Here is a 16910-nt window from a genome sequence, read left to right on the forward strand (position 1 = left end):
CCTCGTCAAAAAATTCATTTGTTCATCCCTGTGCTCACATATCGTTATATACGTGGTTACATAACCATATATAACCATATTCCTGCACCTTTCAATAGCTTTATACTGTTCCCAGTCAACTGGATGTTGTCAGTCGGGGCGAACCCTGCTTTCATGACCAGTCAACCAGGGCATAACAAGGCAGATATGGCTTTTCACACCTATTCGGCCTTGATAAATGCTCTCGACAGCGATCAGGTTTCGTTCCTGAATCAGTGCTTTGGCAGATATATCAATGCCGCCATAGCGCTCCTGAGGATAAAAATCAGGTAGTTAACATATTGATTTATTGGTGAGATTTAATGAAAAAGCTGTTTGTGCAGTTTTACCTGTTGCTGTTTGTCTGTTTCCTGGTAATGACCATGATGGTTGGCCTGGTGTACAAATTCACCGCCGAACGCGCAGGACGTCAGTCGCTGGACGATTTAATGAAGAGTTCGCTGTATCTGATGCGCAGCGAATTACGAGAGATCCCACCGCGCGACTGGAGCAAAACCCTTAAAGAGCTGGACCTGAATCTCTCTTTCGACCTGCATATCGAACCCATCAGCAAATTCAAGCTTTCGGAAAGCTCAATGCAACATTTGCGCGCCGGGGATATTGTCGCTCTGGATGACCAGTACACGTTTATCCAGCGCATCCCCCGCAGCCACTATGTGCTGTCCGTAGGCCCGGTCCCCTATCTCTATTTTCTGCATGAGATGCGTCTCCTTGATCTGGCGCTAATGGCCTTTATCGCTATCTCACTGGCCTTTCCGGTATTTATCTGGATGCGTCCTCACTGGCAGGATATGTTGCGTATTGAAACCGCCGCCCAACGCTTCGGCGAGGGACACCTTAGCGAGCGAATTCATTTCGACAGCATGTCCAGCTTTGAACGGCTTGGCGTGGCGTTTAATCAGATGGCCGATAACATCAATGCGCTTATCGCCAGCAAAAAACAGCTAATTGACGGCATTGCCCACGAACTGCGCACGCCGTTGGTCCGCCTGCGTTACCGTCTGGAGATGAGTGAGAACCTCACCGAGGCCGAATCGCAGGCGTTAAATCGCGATATCGGTCAACTGGAAGCGCTGATAGAAGAACTGTTGACCTATGCGCGCCTTGACCGTCCGCAAAATGAACTGAAATTAACCACGCCCAACTTTCCGGTGTGGATTCGTGTCCACATTGAAGATATTCAGACGGTTAATCCCCAGCGCGAGGTTACGCTACGCGAAGTCATTACCGGAAATTATGGCGCTCTGGATATGCGCCTGATGGAGCGCGTGCTGGACAATCTGGTGAATAACGCATTGCGCTACAGTAACCAGCATATACAGATCAGCCTGACGCTACAGGGATCGCGAGCAACACTGCGGGTAGAAGACGATGGTCCGGGAATTGCGCCTGATGAACGGGAACGGATTTTCGAGCCATTTGTACGCCTTGATCCCAGCCGTGATCGCGCCACCGGCGGCTGCGGGCTTGGCCTGGCTATCGTCCACAGTATCGCCCAGGCGATGTCAGGTGAGGTCCGCTGTGAGGAAAGCTCGCTTGGGGGCGCCCGCTTTTCCTTTAGCTGGCCGGTTTATCACCAACTGCCTGATCTTACCTCCTTACCTGATTAGCCCTTGCGCAGGTGCCTGGGTCTGCGTATAGTTTAAAATCATATAGTATGTTGTAACTAATGCGGGAAACTATGGCCAGCTACGATCTCGTTGAACGCCTAAATGACACCTTTCGCCAACTGGAGCATGAGCTACAGTCACTCCAGTTGACGCTGAGCAACTACCGTCTGCTGGCCGCTCGGGTATTTGAGCTGCCGCCGGTAAGCAAAGACGCCGAGCATCAACCGCTGAACAGCATCAATGTCGTTCAGCATACCGGTAAAACTGCACTGGAGATGGCCCTCAGGCACTACAGCCATTTGTTTATCCAACAGCAGTCGGAAAGCCGAAGCAGTAAAGCGGCGGTACGTTTGCCTGGGGCGATTTGCCTGCAAACCACTGTTACCGAGCAGAATGCATTGTTGCAAAAAATCGCGCATATCAACGCCCTCAAAACAACCTTTGAGAAGATTGTCACCGTTGATTCCGGCCTCCCCTCCACCGCGCGCTTTGAATGGGTCCACCGCCATTTGCCGGGGTTGATTACGCTAAGCGCCTATCGGACGCTGACGCCGCTGGTCGACCCGAATACCATCCGTTTCGGCTGGGCCAATAAACATATAATTAAAAATCTGACTCGCGATCAGGTGCTCATGCAACTGGAGAAAAGCCTCCAGTCGCCACGGGCGGTTCCCCCCTGGACGCGTGAGCAGTGGCAAAGCAAACTGGAGCGAGAGTATCAGGATATCGCTGCCCTGCCGCAGCGGGCAAAGCTAAAAATTAAACGGCCAGTGAAAGTACAGCCTATCGCCCGGGTCTGGTATAGCGGGGAACAAAAACAGATACAATACGCCTGCCCGGGGCCAATGGTTGCGCTGATATCCGGTACGAAAGGCGTTAACGTACCGGATTTGGGTGAATTGCTGAACTATGATGCCGATAATGTACAGTATCGACATAAACCCCAGGCGCAGACGCTAAGATTACTGATTCCGCGTCTGCATTTATGGCTGGCTGGCGAGTAACTATGCTGCGACATGGATTCCGGGCGTCGTCAGTGGCCAAACTTCGCGGCTAGGATCAGTTTGCGTCGCTTCATCATAGCTTGTATAGATATTCAGCATTGGCAACGCCTCTAGATAGAGAATAGCTTATGTATGTGCGCTTAACTGAAACAACGCTACCCAGTCACATATCGCGGTAATGCCACGATAAAAGCAAACATGGGAAAGAGTCATATCTTTTCCTTTAACAGGGTAAATCGGGAAGCTGGAAAAGAAAAACCAAGTAATAGCATTCACGCAGTGATTACCCAGATAAATCCCTAATAACATACTGTTGCTTAGCAACTGCTTAATATAGAAAACTTAGTAGAGAGATATGACTCACCTGTCGCATGAAAAGGGTTCTCTTACGATGCTCTATGTTTTTAACCTGAAAGATACTATTCCGCTGACAATTTCTATGTAGACATTATTGGTCACCATATTGGATTAACTATCGCACAAAATATCAGTAGATCTATTAAAAGAGATTTCTTCTATTAATTCATGACTTAGTTATAGTTTAAAAAAAGGCGGATTCAGATATTATCCGCCCTGATGCAAAGAGGTCCGATTGGATGTCGAAATATACGACATTCATGTAAGAGATTAGTCGGAAATGTAACAAATTCTTTGTTGACCAACACATAAAATGTCTGTCAACTGGAATAGGATTTGGACCATAAGCAATAAGAAACTGACTGAAAATTCGTGTACCTAACATTGATAAAAACTTACCGAAGTTTGTATATATCCCCCTGTTTTTATTATCTACTATTGGTCCTGTTATACATCATGCTAAATTCAAATGACCACGTTTTTGATGCACCAACGTTAGTAGCGCAACAATACCAACCAGAGACAACAGGCTTGCCAGAATAAACGCGGAATGATAACCACCACCATATTGAATCAACAACCCGGTAACAGCCGGAGACATAATCCCTGCCAGATTCGCCAGCAGATGAACAAAGCCACCCGTCGTACCAATACGGTCAGCCGGGACAATATCTTGTAGCAACGACCAACACGCCTGCGGTGTCATATAGGCAAAAATCGTCGCCAGTGTAATGCAGGAAACGGAGCCCATCAGACTCTGCGTATAGGCGGTTGCCAGTACGCTTCCCCCAGCAATCGCAAGACCGATAAAAATTACCAGTTTACGGGATAATAGAAAATTTCCTGTCTTCCGATACAGCACATCGCATACAGAACCGCCGCCCATAAAACCTACTGTTGCCCCCAGCCACGGCAAAACCCCGATAATACTCATACTTTTAATATCCAGATGTTGGAAGTCCGTCAGGTAACTCGGCAACCAGGAGAGAAAAAAGAATTGGATATAATTAAAACAAAAAAATGCGGCAGCCACCCCTATCACGGAAGGAGAAAGAATATAGTACCAAAACGTATGCTGTGATTGCGAATCTGTGGCGATCTCATTCTGTTCACTCGCAGGCCTTTCAGAACTGATATACAACGCCTCTAGCCGGCTGACGCTCGGATGTTGCTCTGGCTTATCGCGAAACAGCAATGACCACGCAACGACCCAGACAATACCTAGCAGCGCGATAGCGATGAACGCGATTCGCCAGCCAAAAGCGAGCCCAACGAGGCCAACTATCGGTGCGGCAATCGCCGCACCTAAGGGCTGACCAGCATTGGTGAAACCTACAGCGCGGCCAATCTCTTTTTTCGGAAACCAGTTGGCGATCGATTTGTTGGTAGTGGTCCCCATCGGGCCTTCTCCAATACCAAACAGCACTCTCACGACCAAAAGTTGCCAGAATCCGGTCACTAATGCAGTCGCGCCACAAAAGATTGACCAGATCATCGCCGCCCATGCATATACTTTACGTGGTCCAAACGTATCCGCACCCCAACCACCAATAAAGCAAAAGACACAGTAACCAACGAAGAAGCAGCTAAACAAAAAACCCAGTTGGGCATCATTAATATGCAAGTCGCTTTTCACCAGAGGAGCCATAACTGACAACGCTGCGCGATCCATATAATTCAGCATCCCGGCGCAAAAGAGCAAAAGCGCGATGATCAGACGATAGCGATTTTTAAACATTACCTTCTCCTTTCGCACATGAACAAATGGCGGTAGCAAGTAGATGTGTGGCAATCACGGATTCATCCGGCTCAAACCCTAAACCAGGTTTATCGGGCAACGTCATTTCCGGATGATAATTAAGGAAGTCATTCAATGGCTGTATCCACTTGATATATGGCACTTCAAGACGAATATCGTCCGGTAGCATTGCCACCAGATGCGCCGTCGCCAGCATGCCTGCACCATAATAAAAGCAGTGTGGAACCACTTTGACACCATGCGTCTGCGCAAGCTTAATCACGCGAAGCATGGCGGTAACCCCACCAACCTTACAAACACTAGGCTGAAGAATATCGACTGCACGAGATAGAATAAGATTCATAAAATCTCCGTCACCAGAGGCATTTTCTCCGGCAGAGAGCGGCACACCTGCCTCTCGAACTTTGGCTAGTCCACGGACATCTTCTGGAGGCCATACAGGCTCTTCAATCCATTGCAGATTCAAAGGTTTCATAAGCTGTGCATGAGCAAACGCCTCCTCCGGTGTCCAGAGGCAATTCACGTCCACCATCAGTTCACCTCTTTCACCGAGGACTTCGCGTGCTGCTGCGATGGCTTTCCGCTCTGTTTCATGCAATTTTATCTGGCGATAGCCAAGATCTAACACTTCCTGCACTTTGCAAGCGACAGCTTGCGGATCGTTATCATAGCTAACAAGGCTAGGATACAGTCTTATACGATTACGACTCGCACCAAGCATTTTCCATAATGGTAACTTCTGCTGTTTACCCAGCAGGTCCCATAAAGCGATATCTACCGCAGATAGTGCGTAACGGACAGGACCGGTACGGCCAAAGCCATGCAGAGCGACTTCCGCCTCGCGCATGATATTTTCTATATCTCCAGTCGTACTAAATTCCCGGCTAATAAAGAAGGGAGCGACAAGATTTTCCAGTGCTGAAAAGGTAACGGGATTACTGAGATGGCCAAATGCCTCCCCCCAACCATATAATCCGTTATCGACATAGATCTTTGTTAACAAAGTTTCCATCTTACTCAACAGAGGAGATGCTGCATTATAATCCTGTTGCGAATTTTCTTTTTTTTGCCTTCCCGATTCAAACGGAATGGCTATTCTTACAATCTCTATCTTTTCTATTTTCATTGTATTTGCATCAGGTGATTGAAATGGCAAACTTATTATTGCACATACCCCACACCTATGTTTCGTGCATAAACACATATATAGAACGGAAAGCTTTATTTTTTTTGTATCTGTGAACAATTGAATGTAAAGTAAATCACACTCTACATAAAACATGTTTATGACGAACTATCTACTTCTGCAAATGTGATCGACATCACAGTCAATAACTAATGGAAATATATAAAAGCAAAATGACATATTTGATTAAATAGTTATCTTCTATCTATTCACCATTGAATTGCCAGAATATTAGAGATGAAACTTAGAGATCAGGAGAAAAGTTAATATTGTTAGAAATACCCCGGTAATCAGTTGAATCTGATTTACTGATTGTAGGACTCCCCCCTCCGTTGAACAACACTACAAAAAAATCGTAAGTAACACGGTTGTTTTTCAATCAAACTAATGGACGTAATCCGTTGCACCATGTGCAGAAAGAGGGACGAAACCGGTACGGAAGGCGTTCCGTACCGGTTTCGGGAGAATGCCTGAACAGTATGCGGTACATACTATCCCGGCGTAAACAACAGCCGCAGACGCTAAAATTACTGACTCCGCGTCTGCACCTGTGGTGGGCTAGCGAGTTGCCATACTGCCGACCATCTGCTCCGGGCGAACCCAGTTGTCAAATTCCGCTTCTGTCAGATAGCCAAGCGCCAGCGCGGACGCCTTCAGTGTCAGCCCCTCTTTGTGCGCCTTTTTAGCGATTTCCGCCGCTTTATCATAGCCTATATGGGTATTCAGCGCGGTTACCAGCATCAGCGACTCATTAAGCAACTGGCTGATGCGCTCACGGTCAGGTTCAATCCCCACCGCGCAATGCGCGTTAAAGCTCTCCATCCCATCGGCCAGCAGCCGCACGGATTGCAGGAAGTTGTGGATCACCATCGGACGGTAGACGTTGAGTTCAAAGTTACCCGATGCGCCACCGATATTCACCGCCACATCATTACCCAGCACCTGACAGCACAGCATAGTCATGGCTTCACACTGGGTCGGATTGACTTTACCCGGCATAATCGATGAACCCGGTTCATTTTCCGGGATCGCGATTTCACCAATCCCGCAGCGGGGGCCGGATGCCAGCCAGCGAACATCGTTAGCGATTTTCATCAGCGAAGCGGCCAGTCCTTTTAGCGCACCATGCGCATGTACCAGCGCATCAACGGTCGCCAGCGCTTCAAATTTATTCGGCGCGGTGACAAACGGCTGACCGCTAAGGGTCGCCAGTTCGGCAGCGACACGCACGGCATATTGCGGATGAGTATTCAGCCCGGTTCCCACCGCCGTACCGCCCAGCGCCAGTTCCGCCAGATGTGGCAGACTATTCTCGATATGTTTCAGATTATGTTCAAGCATGGCAACCCAGCCGGAAATCTCCTGCCCGAGCGTCAGCGGCGTCGCGTCCTGCAGGTGGGTACGGCCGATTTTAACAATGTCGTTAAACGCGACGGATTTATCATCGAGGGTCTTTTTCAGCACAGTGAGCTGCGGTATAAGCTTTTCCCGTAGCGCAATCATCGCCGCCACGTGCATCGCGGTCGGGAAGACATCATTAGAGCTCTGGCTCTTATTGACATCATCGTTTGGGTGAACCTTACGCTCCATCCCTCGCACCCCGCCCAGCAGTTCACTGGCGCGATTGGCCAGCACCTCATTCATATTCATATTACTTTGGGTGCCTGAGCCGGTTTGCCAGATAGCCAACGGGAACTCATCCGGATGCTTGCCTGCCAGCACTTCATCCGCGGCCTGAATAATCGCTTCTGCTTTCTCCGCGGCAAGCAAACCGAGATCCTGATTCACTTTCGCCGCCGCGCGTTTGGTCAGCGCCAGCGCATGGATAAGCTCGACCGGCATCTTTTCCGTTGATATGCGGAAATGTTCCAGCGAGCGCTGGGTTTGCGCGCCCCATAGCTTATCGGCAGGCACATCGATTGCGCCCATTGAGTCTTTTTCACTGCGATACGTTGTCATTACTTTCTCCTTGGATTCAACGTGCGTAATAGCGACAAAGCTCACCTGCTTAAAGCGTTAAGTATTGGACAAATTTATACGTTGTTTTAGTGGTTCGTGCCGCTAAACGGCATAAAAAACCGCCCCGAAGGGCGGCTGATATCATTTCACGCAATGCGCACACTGCGAATTCTGGATCTGCTGAAAGAAGTCGTTGCCCTTGTCATCCACCAGAATAAAGGCCGGGAAGTCTTCCACCTCGATTTTCCAGATGGCTTCCATCCCCAGTTCCGGGTACGCCACGCACGCCAGGCTCTTAATACTTTGCTGCGCCAGCACCGCTGCCGGGCCGCCGATGCTGCCGAGATAGAAACCGCCGTGTTTATGGCAGGCGTCGGTCACCTGCTGGCTGCGGTTGCCTTTGGCCAGCATCACCATGCTTGCACCGTGCGCCTGAAGCAGGTCCACATAGGAATCCATGCGCCCGGCTGTGGTCGGACCGAGCGAGCCGGAAGCATAACCCTCCGGCGTTTTTGCCGGGCCCGCGTAGTAGATGGGATGGTCTTTTACGTACTGCGGTAGCGCTTCACCGTTATCAATCAGCTCTTTCAGCTTCGCGTGGGCGATATCCCGCGCCACGATAATCGTCCCGCTCAGCGACAGACGCGTCGACACCGGATGGGCGGAAAGCTGGGCCAGAATCTTGCTCATTGGCTGATTGAGATTGATGCTCACCACTTCGCCTTCACCCTGCTGGCGCAGATGTTCGGGAATATACTGGCCCGGATTGCTCTCCAGCTTCTCAATCCAGATCCCCTCACGGTTGATTTTCGCCTTAATATTGCGGTCCGCCGAGCAGGAAACCCCCATGCCCACCGGGCAGGAGGCCCCGTGGCGCGGCAGACGGATGACGCGAATATCGTGCGCGAAATATTTGCCGCCGAACTGCGCGCCGAGGCCGAGATTCTGCGCCTCAAGCAACAGTTCCTGCTCCAGCTGCACATCGCGGAATGCCTGGCCGTGCTCGTTGCCTTCCGTCGGCAGCCCGTCATAATAGTGGGTGGACGCCAGTTTGACCGTTTTCAGGGTCGCTTCCGCCGAGGTGCCGCCAATCACAAAAGCGATATGGTACGGCGGGCAGGCGGCGGTACCCAGCGTGCGCATCTTCTCTACGAGGTAGTTTTTCAGCTTTGCCGGGGTAATCAGCGCCTTCGTTTCCTGATAGAGGTAGGTCTTGTTGGCCGAGCCGCCGCCTTTGGCGATGCACAGAAACCTGTACTCGTCGCCATCAACGCTGTAGAGGTCAATTTGCGCCGGCAGGTTGGTGCCGGTATTGACCTCTTTATACATATCCAGCGGCGCGTTCTGCGAATAGCGCAGGTTGTCCTCGGTATAGGTGTTATAAACCCCCTGCGCCAGGGCGGCCTCATCGCCGCCGCCAGTCCATACGCGCTGGCCTTTCTTGCCCATAATAATCGCGGTGCCGGTATCCTGGCAGGTCGGCAGCACGCCTTTAGCGGCGATATCCGAGTTGCGCAGGAACTGCAGGGCCACGTATTTATCATTTTCGCTGGCTGCCGGGTCGTTAAGGATATCGGCAACCTGCTGCTGATGAGCGGGACGAAGCATAAAGGAGGCGTCGTGGAAAGCGTGTTGTGCCAGTAGCGTTAGCGCCTGAGGTTCAACTTTCAGAATCTCCTGGCCTGCAAATTCGGCGACGGAGACGTAATCACTGCTGAGAAGATAATACTCGGTATCGTCCTTTTTCAGTGGAAAAGGATCCTGATATACAAATGGTTTATTCGACATTGTGCTCTCACTTACTGCCTGGATGATTATAATTCGGGCAGACACTCCATTTGCCCGTAGAAAAGCGAGTCAGTTGATTTTACACAATTCTTTAACAAAAACTGAGACAAAGACGACTTTTTCTTCTCCCCGGTTGCTTATCGCCCGTTTGCTGGTTTAATAGAGAGAATAATTATCAAGTGGAACAGGGATTGAGAATGCAAAAACTCATCAACTCAGTGCAAAACTACGCCTGGGGAAGTCACACCGCCTTAACCGAACTGTATGGAATTGCCAATCCAGACAACCTGCCGATGGCCGAACTGTGGATGGGAGCGCATCCGAAAAGTAGCTCGCGGATTCTGGATACTACCGGTCACCAGCGTTCGTTGCGCGAAGTGATCGACAGCGACAAAGCGGCCCTGCTCGGCGCTAAAGTGGCTGAGCGCTTCGGTGAACTCCCTTTCCTGTTCAAAGTTCTTTGTGCTTCACAGCCGCTGTCGATTCAGGTTCATCCAAACAAACAAGCTTCAGAGGTGGGATTCGCGAAAGAGAATGCCGCCGGGATCCCGCTTGATGCCGCTGAGCGTAACTATAAAGATCCGAATCACAAGCCGGAACTGGTTTTCGCCCTGACGCCGTTCCTCGCGATGAACGCCTTCCGCGAATTTGCCGAGATCGTGAACCTGTTGCAGCCAGTGGCCGATGCTCATCCGGCTATTGCCCAGTTCCTCGCACAGCCGGACGAAGAGCATCTGCGTAAGCTGTTTGCCGGCCTGCTGAATATGAAAGGAGAACAGAAGACGCATGCGCTAAGCGTCCTGCAGGTCGCGCTGGATAACGAACAGGGCGAGCCGTGGCAGACTATTCGCCTGATTGCCGAATTCTATCCGGACGATAGCGGCCTGTTCTCTCCGTTGTTGCTCAATGTCGTCAGGCTTAATCCGGGTGAGGCGATGTTCCTGTTCGCGGAAACGCCGCACGCCTACCTTCAGGGCGTGGCGCTGGAAGTGATGGCCAATTCAGACAACGTCCTGCGCGCGGGGCTGACGCCAAAGTACATCGATATTCCTGAACTGGTGGCTAACGTCAAATTTGCAGCAAAACCGGCGAACGAGCTGCTGACTCAGCCGGTCTCCCACGGAGCGACGCTGGATTTCCCGATTCCGGTTGATGATTTTGCCTTCTCCCTGCACGATCTGTCAGCACAGGCGACCACTATCGCTCAGGATAGCGCGGCGATTCTGTTCTGCGTTGAGGGTGAAGCGGTTATCACTAAAGGCGAGCAGAGTCTGGCGCTGAAGCCGGGCGAATCGGCCTTCATCGCGTGTAACGAATCGCCAGTGCAGGTGAGCGGCTCCGGGCGTGTGGCGCGCGTGTTCAATAAGCTCCAGTAATATACTGAACTTTTTAGCCACAGTTGCCAGACTTTCCCATCATGACAACACAACCAGGTGGTACCCTCCGCCTGGTTTCATTTATGGATAAATACTATGAAAAAATCGCTGGTCGCAGCAGGAGTTATCATCGCGCTGGGCGTCGTCTGGACAGGCGGAGCCTGGTACACCGGGAAACAGCTGGAAAGCCATATTGCTGCTATGGTGCAGCAGGCTAATGCCCAGTTGCAAAATAGCTTACCGCAGGCAGGCGTGGAGCTGACTTACCAAAACTATCAGCGAGGCCTGTTCAGCAGCCATTTGCAACTGGTGGTTAAACCCATTTCCGGAAAAGAGACCGGCTGGCTCGCCGCCGGGCAATCGCTGCTTTTTGACGACGTTGTCGATCACGGCCCCTTCCCGCTGTCTTCACTCAGAAACGGCAATCTCGTCCCATCAATGGCTGCCGTCAAAACCACGTTAGTCAACAATGACACCAGCAAGGCGCTGTTCAATATTGCGAAAGGCGATACGCCATTCACCATTGATACGCGTATCGCATGGAATGGCGATAATCAGTCCGCAATTGTGCTCAAACCACTGGATTACACCAACGGTGAGGAAAAAGTCACCTTCAGCGGCGGCCAGTTCCAGTTGGATGCCGACCGCGAGGGCAAAACCATCAGTCTGACCGGCGAGGCGGACAGCGGGCAGATCAACGCAGTCAACGAATATAACCAGAAAGTCCAGTTCACCTTTAATAACCTGAAGGCTGATGGCAAGACCCAATTGACCAGTTTCAACGAGCGCATTGGCAAACAAACCCTCGCGCTGGAAAAGATGTCAATTGGCGTTGAAGGCAAAGAGCTGGCGCGGTTTGAAGGAATGAAAATCGATGGCAATTCTTCGCTGACCACCGATGGTAAAGGCATTAATAGTCAACTGGATTACACCGTGAACAGCCTGAAACTGCAAAATCAGGATATCGGTGGCGGCAGGTTAACCGTGAAACTGGACAATATTGATGGCCAGGCTTTCCATCAGTTCAGTCAAAAATACAATGCCGAAGCGCAGGCGCTGATGGCGGACCCGCAACTGGCGCAGAACCGCGATCTGTATAATCAGGCGCTGGTAAAAACGTTTTTAAATTTGCTGCCGATGATGCTCAAAGGCACTCCGTCACTGACCATTTCGCCGCTGAGCTGGCACAATGCGAAAGGCGAAACCACCTTAAACCTTTCGGTTCTGTTGAAAGATCCGTCGCTGATCACCGCGCCGCCGCAAACCCTGGCGGATGAAGTGGATCGTAGCGTTAAGTCCCTCGACGGCAAGCTGGTGATCCCGGTAGCGATGGCGACAGAGTTTATGACCCGAATTGCCGGGCTTGAAGGCTACCAGCCGGCAGACGCCGCCAAACTGGCAGATCAGCAGGTGAAAGGCCTGGCGGCTATGGGGCAGATGTTCCGTATTACCACCATGGAAGATAACGCCATTACCACCAGCCTGCAGTACGCTGATGGCCAGGTGACGCTCAACGGGCAGAAAATGCCGCTGGATGAGTTTGCCGGGATGTTTGGATTAGGGCTTCCGGTATCTGAGCCAGCAGCGCCGCAAGAAGCGGTTCCGCCAGCCGCTTCACAGCAGTAAGCAACGAATAGCCCCTTACGAGGGGCTATTTCCGGGTAACCAGTCGGGGGGACATTATCTGATTTCTGGCCGTTCCCTGCCCCTCTGTCATACGCCGTAAAATACAATCCGCCAGGCTTTTTCCCATTTCACGCGCCGGGGTTATCACCCAGGTCAGCGGCAGATCGTCCAGCGCGGCTTCGGGTAATTCGGCAAATGCCGCCAGCGCGACGCGCTGTTCAAAATAGCTTTCAACACCATCTTCGCCGCTCTGCCGCCCGGCGCGCATCAGGCCAAACCATGCACCGGTAGCAATCACGCTGTTGTAGCATAACACCGCGCTAATCGTTGGATTTTTCCGTAACAGAGCCGTCATCGCTTCTGCCGCCTGCTTCTGGCTCGCATCACACTCAATCACCCATTCGCTATGAAACGGCAGACCATATTTCAGCAAAGTCGCACAGTAGCCGCCTACCCGCTCGGCACGAGTTAAAGATGAACTTTGTCCTCCCAGCCATGCAATGCGCTGATGCCCACGGCGGATCAGATGTTCGGTGACGATTTGAGCCGCCTGCATGTTATCCGGACGGATCAGATCGACATCGTCGAGATAGCTGGCTCGGGAAGCAAATACCAGCGGCATGCCAGCCTCCGCCGCCCGATCGCGCAGTTCCGCGCCCTGGTCAATCGCCCCGGCAATCACAACGCCATCAACGCCTTGCGATACCAGGGTATCAAAACGCTGGAGCATTTTTTCACCACAATGCCCTCCCTGAGTCAGGAAAACCATTTTGCCCTGAGACTCAAGCGCATCGGTCAATCCGGCAGTCATTTCCGCATAGAACGGTTTCGACAGATCGCTGACAATCAGGCCGATAACGCCACTCTGCCCGCCGCGCAGAGATGCCGCCTGCCGGTTACGCACAAAGCCTAATTGCTCAATCGCATGATTGACACGCTCGCCGGTTGCCGACGAGATACGTCCTTTGCCGCTCAGCACCAGCGATACCGTACTGACCGATACCCCCGCCGCCTGCGCGACATCATTAATGGTGATTTTCTTCGCGATAGCCATAACTTCAGGCCGACTCCCTTTGGCTGTCGATAAAACGTTTTATCATCATGCTCTCTTTATAAACCTTATTATCGCTTGAATATGTGATTTTTATCGCACTAAAAAAGGTAAAACGTTTTATCTTGCCGTCACGTTACCTCCTACCAATAACATAAAGAACCGGGATTCGTGTTATGACGACGAAAACAGCAACCAAAATTACGATGTGGGAATTTTTCCAGCAGTTAGGGAAAACCTTTATGTTGCCCGTGGCGCTCCTCTCCTTTTGCGGGATCATGCTGGGGATCGGCAGCTCTTTAAGTAGCCATGATGTTCTTACTCTCCTGCCATGGCTGGATCTGCCGCTGCTACAGGCGGTGTTTGTGTGGATGAGTAAAATCGGCTCATTCGCCTTCAGCTTTCTGCCCGTGATGTTCTGTATCGCCATTCCATTGGGTCTGGCCCGTGAAAACAAAGGCGTTGCCGCTTTCGCTGGTTTTGTTGGTTATGCCGTCATGAACCTCGCGGTTAACTTCTGGCTGACAGCAAAGGGGATTCTGCCAACCACCGATGCTGCTGTTCTTAAAGCCCATAACATTCAGAATATTATTGGCATTCAATCCATCGACACCGGGATCCTCGGCGCGGTGATCGCCGGGATCATCGTCTGGATGCTGCATGAGCGTTTTCACACTATCCGTCTGCCGGACGCGCTCGCCTTTTTCGGCGGCACCCGTTTTGTGCCGATCATTACCACCGTGGTTCTCGGCTTAATCGGCCTCGTTATTCCTCTTGTATGGCCGGTATTCGCTATGGGCATAAATGCTCTCGGCCGCATTATCAATAGTGCGGGTGATTTTGGCCCGATGATTTTCGGCACCGGGGAACGGTTACTCCTCCCTTTCGGCCTGCACCACATCCTGGTGGCGCTGATTCGTTTTACCGAAGCGGGAGGAACGATGGACGTTTGCGGTCACAGCGTCAGCGGCGCATTGACTATTTTCCAGGCGCAGCTGAGCTGTCCGACCACCCACGGCTTCTCTGAAAGCGCAACCCGTTTCCTTTCACAAGGAAAAATGCCGGCATTCCTCGGCGGTCTGCCGGGTGCGGCGCTGGCGATGTATCACTGCGCTCGCCCGGAAAACCGCCATAAAATTAAGGGGCTGTTGATTTCCGGCGTCATCGCCTGCGTGGTTGGCGGCACCACTGAACCGCTGGAGTTTTTATTCCTGTTTGTCGCTCCGGTGCTGTACGTTATCCACGCCTTGCTGACCGGTCTTGGCTTCACCATGATGGCTGTCCTCGGGGTTACTATCGGCAACACCGACGGTAACATTATCGACTTTGTGGTCTTCGGCATTCTCCATGGCCTGTCCACCAGGTGGTACATGGTACCGGTTGTCGCGGCGATCTGGTTTGCGGTTTACTACGGCATCTTCCGTTTCGCCATCACCCGCTTTAACCTGAAAACGCCAGGGCGCGATGTTGAAACGCATAGTACATTTGAGAAGGCCGTCACCAGCGTCACCGGAAAATCAGGTTATAACGTTCCGGCAATTCTGGCGGCACTCGGCGGCGCGGAAAATATCGTTTCTCTCGATAATTGCATTACCCGTCTGCGCCTGTCAGTGAACGATATGAGCAAAGTCGATAGTGCTGCGCTGAAAGCGAATCGCGCTATCGGTGTTGTGCAGCTTAACCAGCACAACCTGCAGGTGGTTATTGGCCCGCAGGTACAGTCTGTGAAAGATGAAATGGCCGTCCTGATGAATACCGTCGAGGCATAAGCTCCGCCCCCTCTGTCATGAGGGGGTGATGATTAAGGAAATTCTGATGTTTGATTTTTCAACACCGGTTGATCGTCATGGAACCTGGTGTACGCAGTGGGATTATGTTGCCGATCGCTTTGGCGCGGCCGATCTGTTGCCGTTTACTATCTCAGATATGGATTTCACCACCGCGCCTTGCATTCTTGATGCCGTCAGCAAACGGCTGGCGCACGGCGTTTTTGGTTATAGCCGCTGGAAAAACGAGGAATTTCTCAATGCGGTGACACATTGGTTCGCCAGCCGTTTTCATAGCCCAATCGACCGCGAAGCCATTGTTTACGGGCCATCGGTTATCTATATGGTGGCGGAGATGATTCGCCAGTGGTCAGAGATCGGTGACGGTATCGTGGTACACACGCCGGCCTACGACGCCTTTTATAAAACCATCGAAAGCAACCAGCGGCGCCTTGTCCCGGTTCCGCTAACGCGCAATAACAATCAGTGGCACTGCGATATGGCGCAGATGGAACGGGTACTGGCTGAGCCGCGCAATACCGTACTGCTGCTGTGTAGCCCACACAACCCGACCGGCAAGGTGTGGACCGGCGAAGAGCTCGCAATCCTGTCACGGCTGTGTGAAAAGCACGGCGTGAAGGTGATTAGCGACGAGATCCATATGGATATGGTGTGGGACGGGCATCAGCACACGCCGTGGTGCGATGTCGCCCGCAGCCCGTGGGCGCTCTTCACTTCCGGCTCGAAAAGCTTCAATATATCGGCTTTTACTGGCGCATACGGGATGATTGACGATCCCGCCGTGCGTGAAAGCTATCTACATGCGCTTAAAAACCGCGATGGCCTCTCTTCTCCTTCCGTGCCGGCGCTGGTCGCGCATATTGCTGCCTATCGCGAAGGCGCGCCCTGGCTGGATGCCCTGCGTGGATACCTGCAAGAAAATATGCGCTATATCGCCCACCAGTTGAATCAGGCGTTTCCTGAACTGAACTGGCGCCCACCGCAGGCAACTTATCTGGCGTGGATTGATCTGCGGCCGCTGGCCATTGATGACCGCTCCCTGCAAAGAGCGTTAATTGAGGAGCAGAAGGTCGCCATCATGCCCGGCGACACCTACGGAGATGAGGGAAAGGGTTTTGTCCGCCTGAACGCCGGGTGCCCGCGCGCAAAGCTGGAAAAGGGTGTACAAGGGTTGATTGCCGCCCTGCGCGGGTTGCATTAACTGAGGAACGCGGAGACGGTTCAGCGCTTAACTCATCGCGCAAACGGTGATTGATATCAGGGTTTGTAAAGGCCACCAACAACAGTGAGTGGCCTTTGGTATGCGCTTTATTGTTCAATTTGATCCTGTCGAGTGTTTTTAGGCACTAAGCAGCGTATTATCGCATC

At 51.8% G+C, this 16910-nt stretch carries 11 protein-coding genes; 6 read left to right on the forward strand and 5 right to left on the reverse strand.

What is annotated here, in order from left to right; all coding sequences use genetic code 11:
• The first annotated feature begins 341 nt into the window (after window positions 1-341).
• Window positions 342-1649 carry a two-component system sensor histidine kinase RstB gene (rstB, locus tag FN037_RS00870; RefSeq protein WP_142501362.1) on the forward strand — a complete coding sequence of 436 codons (1308 nt, stop codon included), beginning with the start codon at window positions 342-344 and terminating at the stop codon, window positions 1647-1649.
• Between the two features lie 71 nt (window positions 1650-1720).
• Window positions 1721-2653 (forward strand): DNA replication terminus site-binding protein, encoded by a 933-nt coding sequence (gene tus / locus FN037_RS00875; RefSeq protein ID WP_142501363.1) that lies wholly within the window; start codon window positions 1721-1723, stop codon window positions 2651-2653.
• 811 nt (window positions 2654-3464) lie between these two features.
• Here the strand turns inward: tus and FN037_RS00880 are convergent.
• The 4 genes from FN037_RS00880 to fumA all read right to left on the reverse strand — a co-directional run bounded on the left by FN037_RS00880 (window position 3465) and on the right by fumA (window position 9702).
• A complete protein-coding gene (locus FN037_RS00880) occupies window positions 3465-4748 on the reverse strand; it encodes an MFS transporter (RefSeq protein ID WP_142501364.1) in 1284 nt (427 codons plus the stop codon).
• Window positions 4741-5895: a mandelate racemase/muconate lactonizing enzyme family protein gene (locus FN037_RS00885; RefSeq protein ID WP_142501365.1), complete on the reverse strand. Its 1155-nt coding sequence runs from the start codon at window positions 5893-5895 to the stop codon at window positions 4741-4743. The genes FN037_RS00880 and FN037_RS00885 overlap by 8 nt, the downstream gene beginning before the upstream one ends.
• A gap of 618 nt (window positions 5896-6513) precedes the next feature.
• The gene (fumC, locus tag FN037_RS00890) at window positions 6514-7914 is read right to left on the reverse strand and encodes a class II fumarate hydratase (RefSeq protein WP_138359003.1); all 1401 of its coding nucleotides are present in this window, start codon (window positions 7912-7914) and stop codon (window positions 6514-6516) included.
• A gap of 141 nt (window positions 7915-8055) precedes the next feature.
• Complete coding sequence (gene fumA, locus FN037_RS00895) at window positions 8056-9702, reverse strand: class I fumarate hydratase FumA (RefSeq protein ID WP_142501366.1); 1647 nt, start codon at window positions 9700-9702, stop codon at window positions 8056-8058.
• Window positions 9703-9899: 197 nt separating this feature from the next.
• Between fumA and manA the strand changes: the two genes are divergently transcribed.
• Entirely contained in the window at window positions 9900-11078 is a 1179-nt protein-coding gene (manA, locus tag FN037_RS00900) for a mannose-6-phosphate isomerase (protein WP_142501367.1), read from the forward strand.
• 96 nt (window positions 11079-11174) lie between these two features.
• The gene (locus FN037_RS00905; protein WP_142501368.1) at window positions 11175-12704 is read left to right on the forward strand and encodes a YdgA family protein; all 1530 of its coding nucleotides are present in this window, start codon (window positions 11175-11177) and stop codon (window positions 12702-12704) included.
• A gap of 25 nt (window positions 12705-12729) precedes the next feature.
• On the opposite strand, the gene FN037_RS00910 is transcribed toward FN037_RS00905, so the two are convergent.
• Window positions 12730-13758, reverse strand: coding sequence for a Mal regulon transcriptional regulator MalI (locus tag FN037_RS00910; RefSeq protein ID WP_138358933.1), 1029 nt, complete (start codon window positions 13756-13758; stop codon window positions 12730-12732).
• Window positions 13759-13931: 173 nt separating this feature from the next.
• Here FN037_RS00910 and malX point away from each other — a divergent pair, with 173 nt between their 5' ends.
• Together malX and FN037_RS00920 are read left to right on the forward strand one after the other, a co-directional pair.
• The gene (malX, locus tag FN037_RS00915; protein WP_138358931.1) at window positions 13932-15524 is read left to right on the forward strand and encodes a maltose/glucose-specific PTS transporter subunit IIBC; all 1593 of its coding nucleotides are present in this window, start codon (window positions 13932-13934) and stop codon (window positions 15522-15524) included.
• A 46-nt stretch (window positions 15525-15570) separates the two neighbouring features.
• Entirely contained in the window at window positions 15571-16743 is a 1173-nt protein-coding gene (locus FN037_RS00920) for a MalY/PatB family protein (RefSeq protein ID WP_142501855.1), read from the forward strand.
• Window positions 16744-16910: the final 167 nt, after the last annotated feature.

It is taken from the genome of Klebsiella sp. 2680 (assembly GCF_900198535.1).
GTDB classification, from domain to species: Bacteria; Pseudomonadota; Gammaproteobacteria; order Enterobacterales; family Enterobacteriaceae; genus Klebsiella; species Klebsiella indica.